At 72.9% G+C, this 15,547-nt stretch carries 13 protein-coding genes; 10 read left to right on the top strand and 3 right to left on the bottom strand.

Annotated features, from left to right (window positions below; genetic code table 11):
- The first annotated feature begins 78 nt into the window (after window positions 1-78).
- Window positions 79-774 carry an alpha/beta hydrolase family protein gene (locus ABD091_RS06960; RefSeq protein ID WP_343916758.1) on the top strand — a complete coding sequence of 232 codons (696 nt, stop codon included), beginning with the start codon at window positions 79-81 and terminating at the stop codon, window positions 772-774.
- 79 nt (window positions 775-853) lie between these two features.
- Here ABD091_RS06960 and ABD091_RS06955 read toward each other — a convergent pair whose 3' ends face one another.
- Window positions 854-2,110: an MFS transporter gene (locus tag ABD091_RS06955; RefSeq protein ID WP_343916756.1), complete on the bottom strand. Its 1,257-nt coding sequence runs from the start codon at window positions 2,108-2,110 to the stop codon at window positions 854-856.
- A 75-nt stretch (window positions 2,111-2,185) separates the two neighbouring features.
- Between ABD091_RS06955 and ABD091_RS06950 the strand changes: the two genes are divergently transcribed.
- The 7 genes from ABD091_RS06950 (at window position 2,186) to ABD091_RS06920 (ending at window position 10,069) form a co-directional block, all read left to right on the top strand.
- Window positions 2,186-2,761, top strand: coding sequence for an ArsR/SmtB family transcription factor (locus ABD091_RS06950; RefSeq protein WP_343916754.1), 576 nt, complete (start codon window positions 2,186-2,188; stop codon window positions 2,759-2,761).
- Window positions 2,762-2,771: 10 nt separating this feature from the next.
- Window positions 2,772-3,116: a sterol carrier family protein gene (locus ABD091_RS06945; protein ID WP_343916752.1), complete on the top strand. Its 345-nt coding sequence runs from the start codon at window positions 2,772-2,774 to the stop codon at window positions 3,114-3,116.
- 78 nt (window positions 3,117-3,194) lie between these two features.
- Window positions 3,195-4,796, top strand: a complete 1,602-nt coding sequence (locus ABD091_RS06940; RefSeq protein ID WP_343916750.1) for a Na+/H+ antiporter NhaC family protein — start codon at window positions 3,195-3,197, stop codon at window positions 4,794-4,796.
- Window positions 4,793-5,701: a 2-hydroxyacid dehydrogenase gene (locus tag ABD091_RS06935; protein ID WP_343916748.1), complete on the top strand. Its 909-nt coding sequence runs from the start codon at window positions 4,793-4,795 to the stop codon at window positions 5,699-5,701. Before ABD091_RS06940 ends, ABD091_RS06935 begins: the two co-directional genes overlap by 4 nt.
- Before the next feature lie 119 nt (window positions 5,702-5,820).
- Window positions 5,821-7,164 carry a dipeptidase gene (locus ABD091_RS06930; RefSeq protein WP_343916746.1) on the top strand — a complete coding sequence of 448 codons (1,344 nt, stop codon included), beginning with the start codon at window positions 5,821-5,823 and terminating at the stop codon, window positions 7,162-7,164.
- Window positions 7,165-7,277: 113 nt separating this feature from the next.
- The gene (locus tag ABD091_RS06925; RefSeq protein ID WP_343916744.1) at window positions 7,278-9,572 is read left to right on the top strand and encodes a molybdopterin cofactor-binding domain-containing protein; all 2,295 of its coding nucleotides are present in this window, start codon (window positions 7,278-7,280) and stop codon (window positions 9,570-9,572) included.
- Window positions 9,573-9,583: 11 nt separating this feature from the next.
- Window positions 9,584-10,069, top strand: a complete 486-nt coding sequence (locus ABD091_RS06920) for a (2Fe-2S)-binding protein (protein ID WP_343916742.1) — start codon at window positions 9,584-9,586, stop codon at window positions 10,067-10,069.
- Window positions 10,070-10,071: 2 nt separating this feature from the next.
- Here the strand turns inward: ABD091_RS06920 and ABD091_RS06915 are convergent, their stop codons facing one another.
- Window positions 10,072-10,830, bottom strand: coding sequence for a class I SAM-dependent methyltransferase (locus ABD091_RS06915; protein WP_343916740.1), 759 nt, complete (start codon window positions 10,828-10,830; stop codon window positions 10,072-10,074).
- Window positions 10,827-12,605, bottom strand: coding sequence for a sensor histidine kinase (locus ABD091_RS06910; RefSeq protein ID WP_343916738.1), 1,779 nt, complete (start codon window positions 12,603-12,605; stop codon window positions 10,827-10,829). Before ABD091_RS06910 ends, ABD091_RS06915 begins: the two co-directional genes overlap by 4 nt.
- Before the next feature lie 153 nt (window positions 12,606-12,758).
- Here ABD091_RS06910 and purF point away from each other — a divergent pair, with 153 nt between their 5' ends.
- Both purF and purM read left to right on the top strand, forming a co-directional pair.
- Window positions 12,759-14,288 carry an amidophosphoribosyltransferase gene (gene purF, locus ABD091_RS06905; protein WP_343916736.1) on the top strand — a complete coding sequence of 510 codons (1,530 nt, stop codon included), beginning with the start codon at window positions 12,759-12,761 and terminating at the stop codon, window positions 14,286-14,288.
- A 27-nt stretch (window positions 14,289-14,315) separates the two neighbouring features.
- Window positions 14,316-15,383: a phosphoribosylformylglycinamidine cyclo-ligase gene (gene purM, locus ABD091_RS06900; protein WP_343916734.1), complete on the top strand. Its 1,068-nt coding sequence runs from the start codon at window positions 14,316-14,318 to the stop codon at window positions 15,381-15,383.
- Window positions 15,384-15,547: the final 164 nt, after the last annotated feature.

Genomic DNA, 15,547 nt, shown 5'->3' with positions numbered 1-15,547 from the left:
CTGCGACCTCTTTCCCGTCGAGGCCTTCTCGGGGCCTCGGCGGCGACGCTGCTCGCGGCCTGCTCCGAGGAGGCTCCGGTGTCGACCAGCCCCGGCGACCGCACGATCCGCTACGGCGACCACCCCGACCAGTTCGGCGAGCTGAGCCTTCCCGAGGACGATGCCCGTGGCCTGGTCGTGGTCGTCCACGGCGGTTTCTGGAAGCCGCAGTACGGCATCGAGTACGCCCGCCCGCTGGTGCCGAGCCTGGTCGAGGACGGCTGGGCGACCTGGGCCGTCGAGTACCGCCGTTCCGGGGCTCGCGCCACCCTCCCCGACGTGAGGGCCGCGGTCGACCATGTCGCCGAGCTCCCGGTCGACGTCGACACGATCGTCGGGCTCGGCCACTCCGCAGGCGGTCATCTCGTGACCTGGGCCGCGGCCGGGGGCGGGCTGACCCACGTCGTCTCCCAGGCCGGGGTGCTCGACCTCGTCGCGGCGTACGACGCGGGGCTGGGTGGCGGCGCCGTCGAGTCGTTCCTCGGTCATCCGCCGGGGCCGGCGGACCGGGAGACCGACCCGGTCCGGATGGTCCCCCTCGACGTGCCGGTGTGGTGCGTGCACGGCACCGACGACGACGTCGTCCCGATCGCCCAGTCCCGCTCCTACGTCGCCGCGGCCACCGACGCCGGGGCGACCGCCGAGCTGGTCGAGGTCGACGGCGACCACTTCGCGGTCATCGACCCGGCGACCGACGCCTGGACGACCCAGCTCGAGCTGCTGCGCTCGTTCTGAGGGCTCGTCCGAGCGGTAGTCCGGTGGATTTGTGTCGGTCCGAGGCCGAATCGCGACACATATCAACCGGACTACCGAGTCACGCCGCCCGCGCGACCAGCTCGCCGGTCTCGTCGAGCACCGGCCAGTCCCGCGGGCGCGGCACCGTCCGGACCTCGCGGGTCAGGGTCGGGATCAGCGCGCTGAGCGCCGCCGCGACCAGGAGCGCCAGCGTCGCGGCCTGCCCGCCCCACGCCTCGAGCAGCCAGCCGCCGAGCAACGGAGCGAGCGGGATCGTGGTGAAGCCGAGGAACTGCTGGGCGCTGGCGAGCCGCCCCTGCAGGGCGTCGGGCGTGATCGCGACCCGGTAGGACTGGCCACCGGCGTTGCCGGCGGGGTTGAGCAGCAGCCCGACGAAGAGCATCGCCCCGACGACCCAGGCCGAGGGCCAGAACGCCAGCGGGACCAGCAGCGGCACCCACACCCACGCGACGCTGATGGTGAGGTGGCCGGTCCGCATCCGGTCGATGATCCACGGGGCGGCGAGGGCGCCCAGGACGCCACCGGCGCCGGCCAGGGCCTCGACGAGTCCGATCGTCGTCGACGGGACGCCCTCCTGCACCAGTCGCAGCACCGCGACGTAGAAGACCGCGTTGACCACGAGGTTGACGCTCGCCGAGAAGGCCGCGGTCGCCCGGAAGTAGGGCCGCGCGAGGAGGTAGCGGAGGCCCTCCGCGAGCTCGGCCACCGGCCGTTGGCGGGTACGCCGGGTCGGGGCGAGGTCGGTCCGGACCCGGGCGACGGTGACCAGGGAGACGACATAGCTGACGGCGTCGACGAGGAACGGGAGCGGCCGTGCGACGGCGTAGAGGATGCCGCCGAGCGGTCCGCCGAGGAGCGATGCGACGTGGTGACGGGCCTGGTTCTGGCTGATCGCGGTCGGCAGCTCCTCGCGGGTCACGACCTGGCGGACCGCCGACATCTCCGTCGGCATGTAGAAGCCCGCGGCGACGCCGGTGCCGAACGCGACGACCACCAGGTGCGCCAGCGTGAGGGCCCCGAGGAAGCCGGCGACGGCCGCGGAGCCGGCGAGCGCGGCGCCGAGTGCGCTCGACGCGAGCAGCAGCCGGCGCTTGTCGACGGCGTCGGCCACGACCCCGGCCGGGAGCAGCGCCAGCGCGATGCCGAGCGTGTGGGCGCCGACCGGCAGCGCCGCCATCAGTGCCGAGCCGGTCAGTGCGTAGCCGACGAGCGGGAGCACGAAGAGGGACGCGCCCGTGCCGAGCTGGCTGACGGCCTCGCCGACCCAGAGGCGGGTGAAGTCGCGGTTGCGGGCGAGGGAGCGGTAGCCGGTCATAAGCGCAAGAGTAAGTGCGCAACAGTCATTGCGCAAGTAGTCTTGCGCAATGACGCGTGCGGATAGGGTGGCGACATGAAGCGGCACGTCCACGACCCCACCGTCCTGCGCGCCATCGCCCACCCGGTGCGGAACCGGATCCTCGGCGAGCTGTCCGCCCAGGGCCCGCTGCGCGCCGCCGACCTCTCCGCCGAGCTCGGAGTCCCGGCCAACCAGGCCTCCTTCCACCTGCGTCAGCTCGCGAAGTACGGCCTGGTCGAGGAGGCCGTCGGTGAGGGGAGGGACCGCCGTGACCGGGTCTGGCGGCTCGCCGACGAGACCGGTCTCGACCTCGACATCACCGAGATGGAGAAGCAGCCGGGCGGGGCCGCCGCGGCGGCCGTCTTCCGGTCCCAGGCGGCCGGCTGGGCGCACGAGCTGGTCGACACGGCCTACTCCGAGTCGCGTCGCGACGGCGTCCACCGATCGATCACCGACCAGACGTTGCGGCTGACGCCGGAGGAGGCGCGCGCGCTCACCGAGGAGCTCAGCGACGTGCTCAACGCGTGGGTTCGACGGACGCGGGGCCGCGACCCGGAGCGGCTCACCTACTCCTACCTCGCGATGCTCCAGCCGCTGCCCGATCAGCGCGCGAAGACCGACGACGCCTAGGCTCGGGGACATGCCAGCCCGGTTGCGCGTCGCCGACCCCGCCGCGGTCGCCGCTGCTCTCGAGAGCCGCGAGCCGGCCGACCTCCGGCTCCTCGTCAAGCACTTCCTCGCGGTCCTCGCCGAGCGCGCGCCCGGCCGCTCGGTCGAGGTCCGGGTGCCGCCGTACGCCGCGGTGCAGGCCGTCCCCGGGGTCCGCCACACCCGCGGCACGCCGCCGGCCGTGGTCGAGACCGACGCCGAGACCTGGATCGCCCTCGCCACCGGCGCGCTGTCGTGGGCCGAGGCGGTCGACGGCGGCCGCATCCAGGCCTCCGGCGAGCGGGCCGAGCTCGCGCCCTACCTGCCGCTGAGCTGAGGCCGCGGCCCAGCCGGATGGTGCGCACCCGGCACGCGGACGTCTAGCGTGGTGCCTCCCGCCGTCGAAGGGACCGTCATGGCCGACTCGATCCTCAGCATCGTTCCCCCGGTGGTCGCGATCATCCTCGTGGTCGCGACCCGGAAGGTGGTGCTGAGCCTGGGGCTCGGCGTCCTGAGCGCCGCCTTCCTCGTCAGCGACTACCGGCCGTGGGACACCGTCGTGCTGGTCTGGGAGTCCTTCGCGGGTCTCTTCTGGGCCGACGGGGCGGTCAACACCGGCAAGGTCTACATCCTGGTCTTCACCCTGGCGCTCGGCGTCATCACCGCGGTGGTGCTGATGAGCGGCGGCAGTGCCGCGTTCTCCGAGTGGGCGTCGCGCCGGGTGTCGACCCGCCGCGGGGCCCAGGGTGTCGCCGGCGGTCTCGGCATCGCGATCTTCATCGACGACTACTTCAACGCACTGGCGGTCGGCCAGGTCGCCCGACCGCTCACCGACCGGCTCCACGTGGCGCGCGCCAAGCTCGCCTACCTCATCGACTCCACGTCGGCCCCGGTCGCGGTCCTGGCGCCCTTCTCGAGCTGGGGCGCCTACATCATCGGCCTGATGGCGCCGATCGTCGCGGAGTCGACGCTCCAGCGCAGCGACGTCGAGGTCTTCGTGCTCTCGGCCGGCCACAACTACTACGCGCTCGCGGCCCTCATCACGGTCGGTCTCGTGATCGCGCTCCAGCTCGACGTCGGCCCGATGCGTCGCGAGGAGCGCCGTGCCATCGCCGAGGGAGAGACCTTCGACAGCGGGGAGGACGTCCCCGGTGAGCTCGCCGAGGACCTGCCGGTCCACGAGCCCGGCCACAAGCGGGCGCTCGTGGTGCCCTTCGTGCTGCTCGTCGTCGGCGTCGTGGGCGGCATGGTGTGGACCGGCGGCACCGCCGCCGGGTCCTGGTCGGTGCTCGACGTGATGTCCAACGCCGACGTCACCGAGGCGCTGATCTACGGCGCCGCGCTCGGGCTGGCGTCCTCGCTCTACTACTACTTCCGCTACACCGGTCCCAACGACGAGTTCCACGGCGGCGTGCTGCGCCAGGGGCTGGTCAGCGGCCTCCGCTCGATGCTGCCGGCCGTGTGGATCCTGCTGCTCGCCTGGATGCTGGGGGCGCTGATCGAGTCGCTCGGCACGGGGGAGTACCTCGCGGGCATCATCGACGACTCGGGCATCGCGGCCGCCTGGCTGGTGCCGGCGATGTTCGTGATCGCCGGGGCGATGGCGTTCTCGACCGGAACCTCCTGGGGCAGCTTCGGCATCCTGCTGCCGATCGCCGGCACGCTCATCACCTCGGTCGGTGAGGCGGAGCTGCTGGTGCCGGCCTTCGGTGCGGTCCTGGCCGGTGCGGTCTTCGGCGACCACTGCTCGCCGATCTCCGACACGACGATCCTCTCCTCGACCGGGGCGGGCTGCAACGTGATCACGCACGTCACCACCCAGCTGCCCTACGCGCTCGTCGGCGCGGTCGCCGCGGGCCTCGGCTACGTCGTCCTGGCCGCCACCGGCAGCGGGCTCGCGGGCTTCGGCGTCATGGTGGTCGTGCTCCTCGCCGTGGCGGCCGTCGCCGCGGTGGTCGGTCGACGGCTCCAGGACGAGATCACCGACCCGGCACCGCTTGCGGCGAGCGCCTCGTGACGGTCGTCGCGTCCGTCCCGACCGAGGACCTGCTCGCCGCAGTGGGGGAGGTCGAGGGGGTCGAGCTGGTGCTGTGGGAGCCGGGAGGCGACCCCGACCCGCGGATCGAGGTCTGCGTCCCGGACTACCGCGACTCCGGGCACTTCCGCCGGCTGGCCGAGCTGCCGGAGCTGCGCCTCGTCCAGACCCAGCTCGCCGGCTTCGACGGCCAGGTCGAGCTGCTGCCCGCCGGGGTGACCCTCTGCAACGCGGCCGGGGTCCACGACGCCGCGACGGCCGAGCACGCCGTCGGCCTCGCCCTCGCGGTGCTCCGAGAGATCCCGGCCGCCGTGCGCGGCCACGGCTCGTGGCAGCAGCTGCGGACGGACATGCGCTCGCTCGCGGACTCCCGGGTGATGGTGCTCGGCTACGGCTCCATCGGCCGCGCCCTCGTCCGCCGGTTGCTCGCCCACGAGGCCGAGGTCACCGCCGTGGCCTCCCGGCCGCGCGAGGACGACCTCGTCGGCCACGTCCACGGCGTCGACGAGCTCGAGCGGCTGCTGCCCGACCAGCACGTGGTCGTCGTCCTCCTGCCGCTCTCCGACCGGACCCGCGGGTTCCTCGGGGCCGAGCGGCTCGCGCTGCTCCCCGACGGTGCGGTCGTCGTCAACGTCGCCCGCGGGGGCGTGCTCGACTCCGACGCGGTCGTCACCGAGGCCGGCCGGCTCCGCTTCGCGCTCGACGTCACCGACCCCGAGCCGCTCCCCGACGGTCACCCCCTCTGGTCGGCTCCCGACGTCCTCGTCACGCCCCACGTCGCCGGCGGCACCACCGCGATGCTGCCCCGGATGGCGGCCCTCGTGCGCGACCAGCTCGCGGCGTACGCCGCGGGGCGGCCGCCCCGCAACGTCGTGCACGTTGGGTGACGGTTTCCCCGGATGTCCGGGGAAGTGGTCACTTCCCGAGGGATCCAGTCACCCGATATGACTGGTTCGCCGGATATCCGGGGAAACCGACCACCCCACCCCCCACTAGGGTCGCCCGCATGACCGATCTCCGCGCCCGTGTGTCCGACGTCCTCCCCGGCATCCGCCGCGACCTCGAGGACCTCGTCAGGATCGAGTCGGTCAGTGCCGACCCGGCCCGGGCTGCGGAGGTGCAGCGCAGCGCCGAGGCGGTCAAGGCGCTCCTCGACGCCGAGGGCTGCGAGACCCGGATCGTCAGCCACGAGGGTGGCGCGCCGGCGGTCATCGCCCACAAGGCCGGCCCCGAGGGTGCGCCGACCGTGCTGCTCTACGCCCACCACGACGTCCAGCCCGAGAACGACCACGCCGACTGGGACTCCCCGCCCTTCGAGCCCACTGCTCGAGAGGATGGGCGGGGAGACCTCAGGCTGTTCGCGCGCGGCGCGGCCGACGACAAGGCCGGCATCGCCGCCCACCTCGCGGCGCTCCGGATCTTCGGCGACGACCTGCCGGTCAGCGTCACCCTCTTCATCGAGGGCGAGGAGGAGGTCGGGTCCGAGACCCTGCCCGACCTGCTGAAGGCCCACCAGGCCGAGCTCGCCGCCGACGTCATCGTCATCGCCGACTCCGGCAACTGGGACATCGGCGAGCCCGCGCTCACCACCAGCCTGCGCGGCCTGGTCCGCGCCGACGTCGAGGTCAGGACCCTGACCCACGCGGTCCACTCGGGCATGTGGGGCGGCCTCGTCCCCGACTCCCTGATGGCGCTGAGCCGCCTGATCACCTCGCTGCACGACGACGAGGGCAACGTCGCGGTCGCCGGCCTCCACGCCGGCCCGGCTGCCGACGTCGTCTACCCCGAGGAGCGGCTGCGCGCCGAGTCGGGTGCGACCGCCGACGTCGAGTGGATCGGCAGCGGCTCGGTCGTCGAGCGGCTCTGGACGAAGCCGTCGCTCAGCATCACCGGCCTCGACGCGCCCAAGGTCGACGGCGCCAGCAACACCCTCGTCCCGGCCGCCCGCTGCCGGATCTCGATGCGCATCGCCCCCGGCGACACCACCGCCAACGCCGTCGAGTGCCTCCGGCGCCACGTCGAGGCCCACGTCCCGTGGGGCGCGAGCGTGGACTTCACGGTCGTCGACACCGGGGAGGCCACCGCGATCGACGCGACCGGTCCGGCGTACGACGCCGCACGGGCCGCCTTCACGGAGGCGTGGGACGGGACGGCGCCGGTCGACATGGGGGTGGGCGGGTCGATCCCCTTCATCGCCGAGTTCCTCGAGGCGTTCCCGCAGGCCAGCGTGCTGGTCACGGGGGTCGAGGACCCCGACACCCGCGCCCACGGCGCGAACGAGGGCCTGCACCTCGCCGAGTTCGAGAAGGTCCTGCTCGCCGAGGCGCTGCTGCTGCAGCACCTGGGCTGAGCGCCTGCCGACCGCTCAGTACGCGGACAGGACGTCGCATTCACTGGTGATGGCTGTCACCGTGGGGGCGGGGAGGGAGCACACGCGAGACGAAAGGCCCGCAGATGCTCCCGTTGGAGAGGACGACCAGCCGTCGCCGGTTCCTCGGCTACGTGCTGGGAGGTACGACGCTCGTCGCGGCCGCCGACCTGGTGGTCGCGAGCCCGGCGTCCGCCGCCGGCGTACCCACGCCGCCTCAGGTCGCCGAGGTCTACGACCTCAACGACTTCATCACCGACGCCGCCCGTCCGACGGCCAACCTGGTCACGGTCGAGGTGCGTGAGGACGGCACCGCCCACTTCGCGCTGCCGCGCTCGGAGAACGGCCAGGGCATCGTCACCTCGACGGCCATGCTCATCGCCGAGGAGCTCGACCTCCCGCTCGACCGGGTCGAGGTCACCCTCGCCCCGGCCCGCCCGGAGCTCCTGTTCAACCAGCTGACCGGCGGCTCGACGACCACGACGTCGACCTACACCCCCGTCCGCGTCGCCGCGGCCGTCGCCCGGATGGCGCTGCTCGAGGCCGCCGCGATCGTGCTCGGCGACACCGTCGAGCTCCTGAAGTCCAAGGACGGCGTCATCACCGCCCCCGACGGCAGCAGCGTGACCTACGCCGAGGTCGCGGCGCGGGCCGCCGGCGGCGGCACCCGCGCGGTCGAGGTGGAGCTCAAGGACCGCTCCGAGTTCCGGATGATCGGTACGGCGCGCAACCGCACCGACGCCCGCGAGGCCGTGACCGGCCGCAAGCAGTACGTCACCGACCTCGACGTCAAGGGCGCGCTGCCGACGATGGTCTGCCGCGCCCCCACGCTCAACGGCACCCCCGTCCGGCTGCGCAACCGCCGGCAGGTGCTGCGGATGGACGGTGTCACCCACGTCGCGAAGGTCGCGACCGGGATCGCGGTCCGGGCCCGCACCTTCGGCCAGTGCATCGACGCCATCCGCGCGATGGACGTCGAGTGGGCCGACGGCCCGGTGGCCGGCCAGTCCGACGGCGACATCGTCGAGGAGCTGAAGGCCCTCGACCCCGACCTGCCCCCGCTCCCGACCAACCCGCTGGCCGAGGTGGTCGAGGAGGAGTTCCTCTTCTACTTCCGCAGCAACTCCCCGATGGACACCAACGCCGCGATCGCCGACGTCCGTGAGGACTCCGCGGAGATCTGGAACGCCTGCAAGGTCCCGATCACCGCGCAGGAGACGATCGCCGCCGAGCTCGGCCTGACCCCGGACAAGGTCGTCTTCCACGTCGTGCAGGGAGGCGGCTCGTTCGGCCGGCGGCTCTTCTTCGACGCCGCCCTCGAGGCGGCCCGCATCAGCAAGGCCATGGGCAAGCCCGTGAAGCTGATGTGGCACCGGGCCGACGACGCCCGCGCCGGCCGCACGCATCCGATGTCCACCAGCCGGGTCCGGGCCGTGGTCGCCGGCGGACAGGTCCTGGCCTTCCAGCAGGGCCACACCAGCGTCGAGACCGACTACCGCCACGGCCTGGGCGAGATCCTCAGCGCCACGGCCGCCGACCTGCCGGCAGGCCTGGGCAACATGGGCTTCGCCCAGTCGATCTTCGCGATGACCCAGGAGCTGCCCTACGACTTCGGCGCCGTGGCGCAGACGCTGCTCGAGACCGACGAGCGCTTCAACACCGGCAGCATGAGGAACATCTACTCGCCCGACGTCCGGACGGCGAACGAGCTCGTCGTCGACAAGATCGCCCGCAGGCTCGACCTCGACCCGCTCGAGATGCGGCTGAGGTTCTGCCGCAGCGACCGCGTGCGCGGCGTGCTGGAGCGCGCCGCCGAGGTCGGCGACTGGGGTCGGTCGATGCCGGCCGGCACGGCCCAGGGGATCGCGATCCACAAGGAGTACAAGGGCGCCAGTGCGTGCGTCGCCGAGATCGACTGCCGGCCGGCCACGGTCGGACGCGACGTCCCCCGGGCGGTGACCGGACCGCGGGTCACCCGGGTGACGTTCGTGATCGACGCCGGCCTCGTGGTCAACCCGCGAGGTCTCGAGGCCCAGATGCAGGGCGGGATCAACGACGGGATCGCCCAAGCGCTGACCTCCAGCCTCCACCTGCGCGACGGCCACTTCCTCGAGGCGAGCTGGGACAACTACTTCTACACGCGCCAGTGGAACACCCCGCCCGAGGTGAGGGTCGTGGTCATGCCGAGCGACTCGGGCCAGCCGGGCGGTGCGGGCGAGGCGGGTGTCGCCGCCACGATGGCCGCGGTCGCCTGCGCCTACGCCCGCGCGACGGGACGCGTGCCGACCTACTTCCCGATCAACCACCGCGATCCGCTCGCCTTCAAGCCCAAACCGGTGGTGCCGCCGGTCCCGCAGTCGCCGACCAACGGCCTCAAGCTCACCTACTGAGGAGACCCCCCGTGCCACGACAGACCTTCGTCCTCAACGGGAAGCCCGTCACCGTCGACGTCGCCGACGACGTCCGCGTGCTGTGGGTGCTGCGCGACCTGCTCGGCGTCACCGGCCCGAAGTACGGCTGCGGCATCAACGTCTGCAAGGCGTGCACCTCCCACGTCAACGGGCGTGCCTTCAACCCCTGCTCGGTGCGCGTCGGTGATCTCGCGGCCGGCGACGAGGTGACCACGATCGAGGGGCTGCCCGGCCAGGCCGGGCTCGACGGTGACGACCTCCATCCGATGCAGCAGGCGTGGATCGACCGCGACGTCGCGCAGTGCGGCTACTGCCAGCCGGGGCAGATCATGGCGGCGGTCGCGCTCGTGCGGAAGGTACGCCGCGAGGGCCGGTCGATCAGCGAGGCGGACCTCGACACGATCCGCAACATCTGCCGGTGCGGCACCTACACCCGTATCCGGGAGGCGATCGTGCAGGGTGCCGCCCGCATGTGAGGTCACCCCTCCGCGAGCACGTACGCCGCCACGGCCGCCAGCCGGAGCGGAGCCCGGTCGGCGGGCCGGTCCGCGTGGAACGCGGCCGTGGCGGCCTCCTGCACCTCCCGTGACTGGGCGAGGAACGTCCGCCCGGGACCGGCCACCCCGCCGGTGACGCCCGCCCAGAGGTCGGCGGCGGGCACCTCCCAGGTCCACCGCAGCTCGGTGACCGTCAGGGGTTGGAGACCGGCGCCGGCCGCGAGGCCGGCCAGGCCCTCGGGCGACCGCTCGAAGTCGAGCTCGGGTGCCAGCCGTTGCGCCGGCGGGGCGACCGCACCGGCGGACGCGAAGGCGTCGCCGACCAGTCCGGCCCAGGCTGCCGGCGCGGAGGTCCACGACGTCATGGCGACCCGGCCGCCGCGGCGGGTGACCCGGGCGAGCTCGGCCACGGCGGCCCGCGGGTCGGGGACGTGGTTGACCACGAAGTTGGCGGTGGTGGTGGCGAAGGCGTCGTCGGGAAAGGGCAGCCGCGGGAGCGCGGCGCCGACGACCCGGCCGGGCAGGGACGCGGCGGCCACCACGGTCATGTCCGGGTCGGCGTCGACCGCGACGACGGGGTGGCCGGCCGAGGCCGCAGACGCCGCGAGCCCGCCGGTGCCGCACCCGACGTCGAGCAGCGGCCCGTCGAGGGCGTCGGCCAGCAGCCGGTCGACGGGGCCGGCGCACAGCGTGCCGAAGGAGACCCGGTAGGCCTCCGCGACGCCCGACCAGGCGCTCACCCGGCGACGGGCAGCCGCACGGTGAAGGTGCTGCCCTTCCCGAGCGTCGAGCGGACGTCGATGGCGCCGTCGTGGCGCTCGACGATGCGCTTCACGATCGCCAGGCCGAGGCCGGTGCCGGGGAGGGAGGTCGCCGCCGGGTTGGTGGAGCGGAAGAACTCCTCGAAGAGGTGCTCCTGGTCGGCCTCGGAGATGCCGAGCCCCTGGTCGGACACCTCGAGGACGACGTGGTCGCCGTCGCGGTCGACCTTCACCGCGACCGCCCGGCCGACGGGCGTGTACTTGACCGCGTTGCTGACCAGGTTGGCCACGAGGCGGTCGATCTCGGTCTCGTCACCGAGGGCCGCGACCGGCGCGTCGGGCAGGTCGGTGGAGACCGCGAGCTGCTTGGTGCTCACCGTGACCGACAGCAGGTCCAGGACCTCGCCGACCACGCGGGCGAGGTCGACGGCGACGGGGATGATCCGGTGGTGGGGGTCGCCGACCTTCGACATCAGGAGCAGGTCGTCGACCACGCGGCCGAGCCGGTCGGTGCCCCGACCCATCGCCTGCACCGCCCGCTGCTCCTCCGCGCCGAGCGTCGTGCTCCCCTCGAGGAGCTCGAGGTAGCCGCGCACGGACGTCAGCGGGTTCTTCAGCTCGTGGGAGATGGTGGAGATCAGCTGGCTCTTGTAGGTGTCGAGCGCCTGCAGCTCCACGACCAGCTCGTGCTCGCGCTGGAAGGTGCGGGCGTTGAGGATGACGCGGCCCAGGTCGTGGCCGATGTCGAGGGCTGCCTGCTGGTCGAGCTCGGTCCAGTCGCTGGTGCCGGTCCGGGTGAGGACGAGGTTGCCGAGGCACTCCTCGCCCGCCCCGAGCGGGACGAAGAGCAGCGAGCTGATGCCGATCGTGTCGAGGAAGCCGACGATGGTGGCCTGCTCGTCCCGGGTCAGCACCTCGGGGACCGGCCGGTCGCCGGCGACGACCACGGCGACCTGCTCGGCCCAGCTGCGCCGTGCCGACCGCTCGGCCAGGTCGACGAGGGTCGACGGCAGCTCGACCGCGTCGCCGTTGGAGGCGTAGACCGCGCCGGAGCCGCGGCCGTCCTCGTCGAAGGTCTGGATCCACGAGCCCTGCGACCGGAAGCCCTCCACGAGCCCGGCCTGGCAGTCGCTGAGGACCTGGGAGAGGTCCTGCTGGGCGCTGGCGCCGCGCACGATCCGGCGCGCGGTCTCGGCCAGCCGGACCTGCTCGGAGAGCTCCTCCCGCTCGAGGGTGGTGACGACGGTGCGCGCGGCCTGCACGGCGTACTTCTCCAGCAGCCGCCGCTGCTCGGGGCCGGGCCGCCGCCCGTTGTCGGGCAGGTCGATCGCGAGCGTCCCGCGCAGCACGCCGCTGGCGTCGTGGAGCAGCGCGACCAGCAGGTCGAGCGGGTGCCAGGCGTCGGGAGCGTCGATCGGCTCGAAGTCGGGGACGACCCAGCCGTAGGCGTTCTGGACGTCCCGCTCCGTCAGCTTCTCGTGGGGCAGGAAGCGGAACTGGCCCCAGACCTCGGCCTGCTTGATCTCCTCGAGCAGGCTCGCGAGCGGGGTGCGCCGGCCGATGATGATCTCGCCCGTGGCGTCGTCGCCGGCGTCGGCGACGACCTCCAGCTCCTGCGACCCGTCGGGCGCCGTCCGGACGACGCTGATGGTCGCGAGCTGGAAGCCCACGGTCTCGGTGACGCCCTCGGCGACGAGCTGGAGCGCGCCGCGGTCGACCTCCTCCGGCACGCGCGCCTGCGTCGCCGGAGTCATCCCCTCATGACCCATGTGTTCCCCGATTCCCCAATCCCCGGACGCATGCTACGGCGGAATGAGACCCGTGTCCCGGATGTGGCACGCGACTGCAGGGTCCTGCAACATCCGGGCACCGCCCGGCCGCGCCCGGCGCGCGGTTAGACTGCCCGTGTGCTCCGAGCCAGCTGGAACCGACCGGGCGACGGTCGCCTCAGCGCAGCACTCGACCCCGAGGACCAGGGACCCCAGGACCACTGCGGTGTGTTCGGCGTCTGGGCCCCCGGCGAGGACGTCGCCAAGCTGACCTACTTCGGCCTCTACGCCCTCCAGCACCGCGGCCAGGAGTCCGCGGGCATCGCGGTGAGCAACGGCCGCCAGATCCTGGTCTACAAGGACATGGGCCTGGTCTCCCAGGTCTTCGACGAGACCACGCTCGCCTCGCTCAAGGGCCACCTCGCGATCGGCCACTGCCGCTACTCCACGACCGGGTCGAGCGTCTGGAAGAACGCCCAGCCGACCTTCCGCCCGACCGCCGACGGCTCGATCGCGCTCGGCCACAACGGCAACCTGATCAACACCCACGAGCTGCGCGCCCAGGTTGCGACGCTGCCGAGCGCCGGCGACGAGCTCGACATCCACGCGCGCAACCTCGAGACGTCGACCAACGACACCGGCCTGGTCACCGCGCTGATGGCCCACCACCCCGACACCTCGCTGGAGCAGCGGGCGCTGGAGGTGCTGCCGACCCTGCGCGGCGCCTTCTGCTTCGTCTGGATGAACGAGAACACGCTCTACGCCGCCCGCGACCCGCAGGGCATCCGGCCGCTCGTCCTCGGCCGGCTCGACCGGGGCTGGGTCGTCGCCTCGGAGGACTCGGCGCTGGCCACGATCGGCGCGAGCGTCGTGCGCGAGGTCGAGCCCGGTGAGCTGCTCGCCATCGACGAGAACGGGCTGCGCAGTCACAAGTTCGCCGAGTCCGAGCGGAAGGGCTGCGTGTTCGAGTACGTCTACCTCGCCCGACCCGACGCGACGATCAGCGGCCGCAGCGTCCACGAGTCGCGGGTCGAGATGGGTCGCCGGCTGGCCCGTGAATACCCCGTCGACGCCGACCTGGTGATCCCGGTGCCCGAGTCGGGCACGCCGGCCGCCGCCGGCTATGCCGAGGAGTCCGGCATCCCCTTCGGCCAGGGCTTCGTCAAGAACGCCTACGTCGGCCGCACCTTCATCCAGCCCAGCCAGTCGCTGCGCCAGCTCGGCATCCGGCTCAAGCTCAACGCGCTCGAGCACATGATCCGCGGCAAGCGGATCGTCGTGGTCGACGACTCGATCGTGCGCGGCAACACCCAGCGCGCCCAGGTGCGGATGCTGCGGGAGGCGGGCGCGCTCGAGGTGCACGTCCGGATCTCCAGCCCGCCGGTGAAGTGGCCTTGCTTCTACGGCATCGACTTCGCGACCCGGGCCGAGCTGATCGCCAACGGCCTCACGCCCGAGGAGATCGCCGCGAGCGTGGGGGCCGACAGCCTCGGCTACATCTCGCTCGAGGGCATGGTCGAGGCGACCGGGCAGCCCGAGGAGCGGCTGTGCCGCGCCTGCTTCACCGGCGACTACCCGATCCCGTTGCCTGACGAGAACCTGCTCGGCAAGCACCTCCTCGAGGCGTCCATGACGTCGGAGTCGCTGCCCGTGCTCAACAACCCCTGATCGACCAGCCCTGGACAGGACGCACTCGTGACCCACCACGCCCAGACCGATGCCTACGCCGCCGCCGGCGTCTCGATCGAGGCCGGTGACAAGGCCGTCGAGCTGATGAAGGGGTGGGTCGAGAAGGCCCGCCGCCCCGAGATGGTGGGTGGCATCGGCGGGTTCGCCGGCCTGTTCGACGCCTCCGCGCTCAAGTCCTACACGCGACCGCTGCTCGCGAGCTCCGCCGACGGTGTCGGCACCAAGGTCGCGATCGCCCAGGCGCTCGACAAGCACGACACCATCGGGTTCGACCTCGTCGGCATGCTCGTCGACGACCTGGTGGTCTGCGGCGCCGAGCCGCTGTTCCTCACCGACTACATCGCCACCGGGCGGGTCGTCCCCGAGCGGATCGCGGCCATCGTCAAGGGCATCGCCGAGGCCTGCGTCGCCGCCGGCTGCGCCCTCATCGGCGGCGAGACCGCCGAGCACCCCGGCCTGCTCGAGCCCGACGAGTACGACGTCGCCGGCTCCACCACCGGGGTCGTGGAGGCCGACCGGCTCCTCGGCCCGGGCCGCGTCCGCCCGGGGGACGCCGTGATCGCGATGCGGTCCAGCGGCCTGCACTCCAACGGCTACTCCCTCGTGCGCCACGTCCTGCTCCAGCAGGCGGGCTGGTCGCTCGACCGTCACGTCGACGACCTCGGCCGCAGCCTCGGCGAGGAGCTCCTCGAGCCGACGATGATCTACGCCAAGGCCTGCCTCGCCCTCGCGGCGCTCCCCGGCGCCCACGCGATGTCCCACGTCACCGGTGGCGGCCTCGCCGCCAACCTCGAGCGGGTCATGCCGGTGGAGCTCGACGCGACCCTCGCCCGCGAGACGTGGACCCCCGGTCCGGTCTTCGACCTGGTCCGCCGCGTCGGCGACGTACCCCAGCCCGACCTGGAGCGCACCCTCAACTGCGGTGTCGGCATGGTCGCCCTCGTCTCGCCCGACGACACCGAGGCGGCGCTGTCGCTCCTCGCGGGGCACGACGTGGACGCGTGGGTCGCCGGAGAGGTCCACGCGGACGGGTCCGGACGGGTCTCGCTGACCGGTCAGCACCCCGGGTGGTGAGCCCCACAGCCTGAACCGGAGGCGAAATGCCGGAGTGGGTGTGCGGGAACAGCCGCCCAGCAGGTAGCGTTGGGGCCACGACGAAACAGACCGATCCGACCGGGAGTCACAGTGCGCGTTCCAGCAGCCCTGATGACCCGGTCCAGTGTGCGAGGGGGTCGACC

The organism is Nocardioides aestuarii (assembly GCF_039527245.1).
Lineage (GTDB): Bacteria > Actinomycetota > Actinomycetes > Propionibacteriales > Nocardioidaceae > Nocardioides > Nocardioides aestuarii.
This window is presented reverse-complemented; position numbering and strand designations above follow the sequence as displayed.

Excerpts from the sequence above, each read along its gene's own strand:
- ABD091_RS06910 (WP_343916738.1), bottom strand. The coding sequence starts at position 12,605 with ATGACTCCGGCGACGCAGGCGCGCGTGCCGGAGGAGGTCGACCGCGGC.
- ABD091_RS06955 (WP_343916756.1), bottom strand. The coding sequence starts at position 2,110 with ATGACCGGCTACCGCTCCCTCGCCCGCAACCGCGACTTCACCCGCCTC.
- ABD091_RS06950 (WP_343916754.1), top strand. The coding sequence starts at position 2,186 with ATGAAGCGGCACGTCCACGACCCCACCGTCCTGCGCGCCATCGCCCAC.
- ABD091_RS06940 (WP_343916750.1), top strand. The coding sequence starts at position 3,195 with ATGGCCGACTCGATCCTCAGCATCGTTCCCCCGGTGGTCGCGATCATC.
- ABD091_RS06930 (WP_343916746.1), top strand. The coding sequence starts at position 5,821 with ATGACCGATCTCCGCGCCCGTGTGTCCGACGTCCTCCCCGGCATCCGC.
- ABD091_RS06945 (WP_343916752.1), top strand. The coding sequence starts at position 2,772 with ATGCCAGCCCGGTTGCGCGTCGCCGACCCCGCCGCGGTCGCCGCTGCT.